Origin of the sequence: Deinococcus sp. (assembly GCF_030523985.1) — a bacterium.
Classification (GTDB): Bacteria; Deinococcota; Deinococci; order Deinococcales; family Deinococcaceae; genus Deinococcus.
On the sequence record NZ_JAUNHK010000130.1, the window covers coordinates 1 to 6,162 of the forward strand.

The window sequence follows — 6,162 nt, forward strand, 5'->3', positions numbered from 1 at the left end:
TTTTCAGCCGCGCCAGTTGCTCTGCGCCGATCATGCCGCGTGTTTCGTCGGTCAGTGGGGTATGCACGGTCAGGGCGTCCACCCGGTTCAGCAGGTCGTTGAGCGTTTGCGCCCGCTCTACCCCCAGCCGCTCGAATTTGCTCTCGGGCACGTAGGGGTCGTAGGCCACCACGTTCATGTGCAGGCCCCGCGCCCGGTCAGCCACAATCGAGCCGATTCGCCCCAGGCCCACAATGCCCAGCGTCTTGTCGGTGAGTTCCAGGCCCAGAAATTTGCGGTCCCACTCTCCGGCGCGGGTCTTGCGGTCGCTGCGGGTCAGCCCTCGGGCAGCGGACATCAGGTGCATCACCGCGAGTTCGGCGGCAGACACGTTGTTGCTCTCGGGTGCGTTCAGCACCAGCAAGCCCCGGCGGCTGGCGTAGTCGAGGTCGATGTTGTCTACGCCCACGCCCCCGCGTCCGATGACCTTGAGGCGCGGCCCGGCGGCGTCGATCAGTTCGCGGTCCACTTTGGTGCGGCTGCGGGTAATCAGGGCGTCGTACTCGGGCAGGCGGCGCAGGGTTTCGCTGCGTTCCAAATTGCCCTCGTAGTCGATTTCAAATCCGGCGTGGTCGAGGTTGCCGGGGTTCATTTCGTCGCAAATCAGAACGCGCAAGGGGGGCGTTTGGCTATCCGGGACAGTCATGTGCTCAGGGTAGACCCTGGCGGAGCGGGGGTGGGCGGGCTGGCTAGGAAATTGAGGGTGGAGCCGCCGATGGGTTGAGGCTGCGGCATATCCCCCACCTCCTTGCGCTTACCCTTGAGGGCATGAAACGCCCTGCCCTGCCTCCCATTCCCGCCCTGCTGCTGTCCATGATGAGCATTCAGGGCGGCGCGGCTTTTGCCAAGTCGCTGTTTCCGGCGCTGGGGCCTGCGGGAACGACGGCGCTGCGGGTCACGCTGGCGGCGGGGCTGCTGCTGGCTGTCTTCCGGCCCAATTTGCGGGCGCTGCGGCCTGCGGACTGGCGGGCCATCGTGCCCTATGGCCTCGCGCTGGGCCTGATGAACCTGAGTTTCTACGCCGCGCTGGAGAGGTTGCCGCTGGGTTTGGCCGTTACCCTCGAATTCGTGGGGCCGCTGCTGCTTTCGCTTTTTCTGTCGCGCCGGGCCAGCGATGTGGGCTGGGTGCTGCTGGCGGGCCTGGGCATCGTGCTGATTGCGCCGCATGGGGGAGACGCCGGGCGGCTTGACCTGCTGGGCGCGGGGCTGGCGCTGCTGGCGGGGGCGTTCTGGGCGGCCTACATTCTGGCAGGGGGCAAGGTCGGGCAGCGCGTCCCGGGGACGACGGGTGTGGTGGCGGGCATGGTGGTGGCGGCGCTGGTCACTTTGCCGTTCGGGGTGGCTCAAGCGGGCGCTGGGCTGCTGCGCCCCGACCTGCTCTTGGCGGGGCTGGCGGTGGCGCTGCTGTCGTCGGCGCTGCCCTACTCGCTGGAAATGGCGGCGCTGCGGGCCATCCCCGCGCACGTCTTCGGCGTGCTGATGAGCCTGGAACCGGCCATCGCTGCCCTGAGCGGCCTGCTCTTCCTGCACGAACGCCTGACGCTGTGGCAATGGCTGGCGCTGCTGTGCGTGGCGGTGGCGAGTGCGGGGATTTCGCTGACCTCGCGGCGGCGGGCGGCCTGACCAGAAGCGCGGAGGCACGAAGAGGGGAAAGTTTCCCACTCGACCTCGCCAACACCAGACCACATGCCTTTTGGGGCGCCCGTTATGAAGGCGCGTGGGCCTTGCTACTCTAAGGGCCTGATGGTTCCTGTTTCCTGCGCCCTGACCTTCCAACCCACCCGGAGCCTGCGATGAGCGGCGGCCTGGTGGCCCTGCTCGACGACGTGGCGACCATCGCCAAACTCGCGGCTTCCTCTCTGGACGACATCGGGGCGGCGGCGGGCCGAGCCGGGGCCAAAGCGGTGGGCGTGGTGGTCGACGACACCGCCGTGACTCCGCGCTATGTCGCCGGGTTTCAGCCCGAACGCGAATTGCCGGTCATCTGGAAAATCGCCAAGGGGTCGCTGTTCAACAAGATTGTCCTGATTCTGCCCGCCATTTTGCTGCTCAGTCAGTTTCTGCCCTGGGCGCTCAATCCGCTGTTGATGCTGGGCGGCGCTTACCTCTGCTTCGAGGGAGCCGAAAAACTGTACGAGGCCCTGACCGGGGGCCACGAGGAAGCAGCAGCCGACGCTCCCGCCATCGGCACGCCCGAACACGAGAAGCAGATGGTCGGCGGGGCCATCCGCACCGACTTCATCCTCTCGGCGGAAATCATGGTCATCGCGCTGGCCGAAGTGGCCGAGTTGTCGCTGGGGATGCGGGCTGTCACCCTGCTTTTCGTGGCGCTCCTGATTACGGCGCTGGTGTACGGCGTGGTCGGATTGATCGTCAAAATGGACGACATCGGCCTCAAGATGGCCCGTGGTCGGCTGGGCGGCACCCGCGCCTTCGGACGCTCGCTGGTGAAAGGGATGCCCGTCGTCATGTCGGTGCTGTCGGTGGTCGGTACGGCGGCGATGCTGTGGGTCGGCGGCCACATCGTCGTGGCGGGCCTGGAAAAGTTCGGTTACGGCTGGGCCGCCCACGCCATTCACCACGATGCCGAAGCGGCAGCCCACGCCGTTCCCGCGCTGTCGGGGATGGTCTTCTGGCTGGTCGAAACCCTCGGCTCGGCGATGGTCGGCCTGGGGGTCGGGGCAATCATTGTGGTCCTGTTGCACCTGATTCCCCGCAAGGGTGGTGCGGCCCACTGAGTCTTGACCCCTTTTGCTTCCCACCGTCCCCTTCTGCGGCGGTGGGCTTTTTTTGGCGGTCTGCCGCACTATTGCTTATCCGCTGAGCGCTATACTGTGAGGCTGTGACGTGCGCCGCCTGAGACTGACCAAAAGGGCTTCCTGGCGCACCCTGGAGGACTTTTGAGTTACTGGCGCAACGAAATCAAACCGCTGCTGGACGCCGAAACCGGTACTTTGTTCAAGCAGGCTCCCATTCGCGTGACCCTGGCTTTCCCTAACCGCTACAGCGTGGGTATGGCTTCACTGGGCTATCAGGTCATCTACCGCATGTTTAACCAAGAAGAGGGCGTGGCCTGTGAGCGGGCCTTCTTGCCGGACGATGTGGACGCCTTTGAGCGGCAAGGGCAGGCGCTCCCCACGGTGGAATCGGGACGGGACGCGGGCGACTGCCAGCTGTTTGCCATCAGCGTCAGTTTCGAACTCGACCTCACCAACATCATTCGCCTGATTGACGTGGCGGGCATGGCCCCCCTGCGCGAGGAACGCGACGACACCGACCCCATCGTGATGATTGGTGGGCCGTTCACGTCGTCCAACCCTTACCCGCTCACGCCCTTTGCCGACATCATCATCATCGGGGACGGCGAACAGATCGTGCCCGTGGTGTCCGAGGCGCTGCGCGAGGCCAGCAGCCGCGAAGACTTTTACGACCTGATTGACGGGATGCCGGGTGTCTTCCTGCCCGCCCGCCACAGCCACGAGCCGAAGTGGGCCACCGCGCCTAAGGAACTTTTGCCCGCCTACAGCCAGATTGTGACGCCGCACAGCGAGCTGAGCAACATGTTTCTGGTCGAAGCCCAGCGCGGTTGCCCTCGCCCCTGCACCTTTTGCCTGGCGCGCACGATGTACGGCCCCAACCGCAACAACCAGGCCCAGGAATTGCTGGACGTGATTCCAGAGTGGGCCGAAAAGGTCGGGCTGGTCGGCGCGGCGCTCTCGGACTTTCCCCACACCAAGTTTGTGGGACGTACCCTGACCGAGCGCGGCGTCAAACTGGGCGTGAGCAGCATCCGCGCCGATACGGTGGACGCGGAACTGGCGGAAATTCTGAAGGCGGGCGGCCTGCGAACCTTCACCGTGGCGAGCGATGCCCCCTCTGAACGCCTGCGCCGCTGGCTGAAAAAGGGCATCACCACCGAGGATTTGCTCAAGACCGCGCAGATCAGCCGCGACCTGGGTTTCAGCGGTCTCAAGGTCTACATGATGATCGGCCTCGGCCCGGAAAACGACGACGACATCACCGAATTGATTTCGTTTACCAAGGAACTGGCGCAGATCAACCGCATCGCGCTGGGTATTTCGCCCTTCGTGCCCAAGCGCCACACGCCGCACTTTGCCGATCCCTTCGCGGGCGTGCAGACCATCGAAAAGCGCCTCAAGCGCATTCAGAAGGAACTGCGAACCACCGCCGAACTCCGCAACGTCTCGGCCAAATGGGCCTGGGTCGAGTCGGTGATTGCGCGGGGTGGCCCCGAAGTAGGTATGGCGGCCTACCAGATCTACCGCAACGAAAGCATCGGCGCGTGGAAAAAGGCGCTGGACGAAGTGGGCTGGCGCGACGACTTTGAAGCGAATATGCCCGTCATCGGCCTGCCGCCGGGCCAGTACGAGAGCAAGGAAGTCAGCGCCCACGCGCAGGGGCTGGCGGTCTGATACGGGCGAAATAGGAAAAGGGCTGAATGTGTGGCAAAATGCCGACGTTCAGCCCTTCTTCTTCATTCGCCTATCCCCGGAAAACGCCCTTGAGCACGGCATAGGACAGCGCGTACACCACGAAGTACAGCACTATTCCCGCCAGCGTCGCCAGATACCAGGGCCAGTGCAGGCCCAGCCAGAACACGAAACCAGCGGTGGTAGAGAAGTAAGCGGCGATGAGGGTCGCCAGTCGGCGGGTCTTGTCCTGCGGGGTCCACGAGTTGAGGTCCATCGTTATACCTTAAGCCACTCAGGCATCACATTGAAAAAGAAGGTGGCGAGGCGGGTGAACTGCCCGGTCAGCATCATCAGGCCCACGATGACCAGGACGGCTCCACCCACTTTTTCGAAAACTCCGGCGTATTTGTTCAGGCGGCGCAGGTTCAGGCGGTCCCACAGCAGCGCGGCCAGCAGAAAGGGGAGGGCGAGGCCGACGGTGTAGGCCACCAGCAGCTTGACGCCGCTGCCCAGGCTGGCCGTGCTGGCGGCGAGGCCGAGGATGCTGCCCAGCGTCGGCCCCAGGCAGGGACTCCAGCCGAAGGCGAAGGCGGCCCCCAGCGCGACTGGGCCGTACCCGCCCGCGTCGGCCAGTTGGCGGGTGTCACGCATCAGGAAGGGGAGGCGCACCACGCCGAGCATAACCAGCCCGAAAAACAGAATCAGCACGGCGGCGAATTGGCCCAGCAGCAGTTTGTAAGGAGCGAGAAAGGCCCCGAGGGTGCTGGCCGTTGCGCCCAGGGCCACGAAGACCATCCCGAATCCGGCGATAAAGCCTAGGGCGCGGCCCAGTGGCGCTCTGGCCCCGCCCAGCACCCCCAAGTAACTGGGCACCAGCGGCAGCACGCACGGACTCAGGAAAGAAACCAGCCCCGCCAGAAAAGCGACGGTCAGGGAGGGGGCAACACTCGGATTCACACCCGGCAGCATACCCGCCGCGCCTAGGCGGGCTGTCCCTCGCGGAAATTGATGGCTGGAACATGGGGCGTGGAGGCTTTGGCTTTAGCTTCCTGCCCCAACCCCAAACCCCTATCCCCAGAGGGGACAGGGGCTTTTACGCTGGCGCTGTGCAAATGGCGGTTATTTCGCTGGCCTGATGGTGTTTCTCGGCTGCACGGGAGCTGGAAGTTATTGCTTCGCTGTTCGTGTGCGGCCCGTGCGCTTCGCGCCCGACGGCCCCTGAATTCTGCGTTTCTCGGTTTTTTTGGGGGCCGTTGGGGTTTTTGAGCTGCGCCTTTCCCACTCGCTACCCAAACAGCGGCCCCAGGTCGGTCAGTGTGCCGGTGGCTTGCGGTTCGGTAAAGCGGTAGGTGCCGAAGATCTCGGTGAATTCGGCGCGGGTCAGCAGGCGGGTCTGCCCGCTGGGGCCAGTGGCCTGCACCTGTTCTCCGCGCACGGTCAGGCGGTAAGCACCGAGTTCGCGCGTGGTGGCCTTTTTGCCGCGCCCACTTTGCATCGCTGCCTGCACCTCGAATTCGCGGCCCCCGCGCTCGGAAAGAAAGGTCAGCAAGTCGGCGCTGCTCAGCATCAGGCGCGGAGGATAGCAGACAGGTTGAGGGCTGTCAGGACACCACCGTGCCCGCACCTTCCAGGGCCGCCGTGATTGGCTTCCCGGCACGGGCATCCCCGAAGACGACCCGGCCTACGCCCC

7 protein-coding genes and 1 pseudogene are annotated in these 6,162 nt (G+C 64.9%); 3 read left to right on the top strand and 5 right to left on the bottom strand.

Going from position 1 to position 6,162, the window contains the following annotated elements; genetic code table 11:
• On the bottom strand, positions 1 to 685 hold a 685-nt coding region (locus Q4C89_RS13405; protein WP_303103126.1), incomplete at its 3' end, for an NAD(P)-dependent oxidoreductase.
• A gap of 122 nt (positions 686 to 807) precedes the next feature.
• On the opposite strand from Q4C89_RS13405, the gene Q4C89_RS13410 reads away from it, so the two are divergent.
• The 3 genes from Q4C89_RS13410 (at position 808) to Q4C89_RS13420 (ending at position 4,472) form a co-directional block, all read left to right on the top strand.
• Positions 808 to 1,662 (top strand): DMT family transporter, encoded by an 855-nt coding sequence (locus Q4C89_RS13410; protein WP_303103127.1) that lies wholly within the window; start codon positions 808 to 810, stop codon positions 1,660 to 1,662.
• A gap of 170 nt (positions 1,663 to 1,832) precedes the next feature.
• The gene (locus tag Q4C89_RS13415) at positions 1,833 to 2,777 is read left to right on the top strand and encodes a DUF808 domain-containing protein (RefSeq protein WP_303103128.1); all 945 of its coding nucleotides are present in this window, start codon (positions 1,833 to 1,835) and stop codon (positions 2,775 to 2,777) included.
• 162 nt (positions 2,778 to 2,939) lie between these two features.
• Positions 2,940 to 4,472, top strand: coding sequence for a radical SAM protein (locus tag Q4C89_RS13420; protein WP_303103129.1), 1,533 nt, complete (start codon positions 2,940 to 2,942; stop codon positions 4,470 to 4,472).
• A gap of 70 nt (positions 4,473 to 4,542) precedes the next feature.
• On the opposite strand, the gene Q4C89_RS13425 is transcribed toward Q4C89_RS13420, so the two are convergent.
• The 4 genes and pseudogenes from Q4C89_RS13425 to Q4C89_RS15200 all read right to left on the bottom strand — a co-directional run.
• Positions 4,543 to 4,746, bottom strand: a complete 204-nt coding sequence (locus tag Q4C89_RS13425) for a hypothetical protein (RefSeq protein ID WP_303103130.1) — start codon at positions 4,744 to 4,746, stop codon at positions 4,543 to 4,545.
• Between the two features lie 2 nt (positions 4,747 to 4,748).
• Positions 4,749 to 5,441 (bottom strand): cytochrome c biogenesis CcdA family protein, encoded by a 693-nt coding sequence (locus Q4C89_RS13430; RefSeq protein WP_303103131.1) that lies wholly within the window; start codon positions 5,439 to 5,441, stop codon positions 4,749 to 4,751.
• Between the two features lie 316 nt (positions 5,442 to 5,757).
• On the bottom strand, positions 5,758 to 6,039 hold the full coding sequence (locus Q4C89_RS13435) for a hypothetical protein (protein WP_303103132.1): 282 nt from the start codon (positions 6,037 to 6,039) through the stop codon (positions 5,758 to 5,760).
• 34 nt (positions 6,040 to 6,073) lie between these two features.
• Positions 6,074 to 6,162 (bottom strand): annotated as a pseudogene (locus tag Q4C89_RS15200) ([LysW]-aminoadipate kinase); the annotation flags it as partial.

Coding starts and splice junctions, on each gene's coding strand:
- Q4C89_RS13410 (WP_303103127.1), top strand. CDS start 808: ATGAAACGCCCTGCCCTGCCTCCCATTCCCGCCCTGCTGCTGTCCATG.
- Q4C89_RS13415 (WP_303103128.1), top strand. CDS start 1,833: ATGAGCGGCGGCCTGGTGGCCCTGCTCGACGACGTGGCGACCATCGCC.
- Q4C89_RS13425 (WP_303103130.1), bottom strand. CDS start 4,746: ATGGACCTCAACTCGTGGACCCCGCAGGACAAGACCCGCCGACTGGCG.
- Q4C89_RS13430 (WP_303103131.1), bottom strand. CDS start 5,441: ATGCTGCCGGGTGTGAATCCGAGTGTTGCCCCCTCCCTGACCGTCGCT.
- Q4C89_RS13435 (WP_303103132.1), bottom strand. CDS start 6,039: ATGCTGAGCAGCGCCGACTTGCTGACCTTTCTTTCCGAGCGCGGGGGC.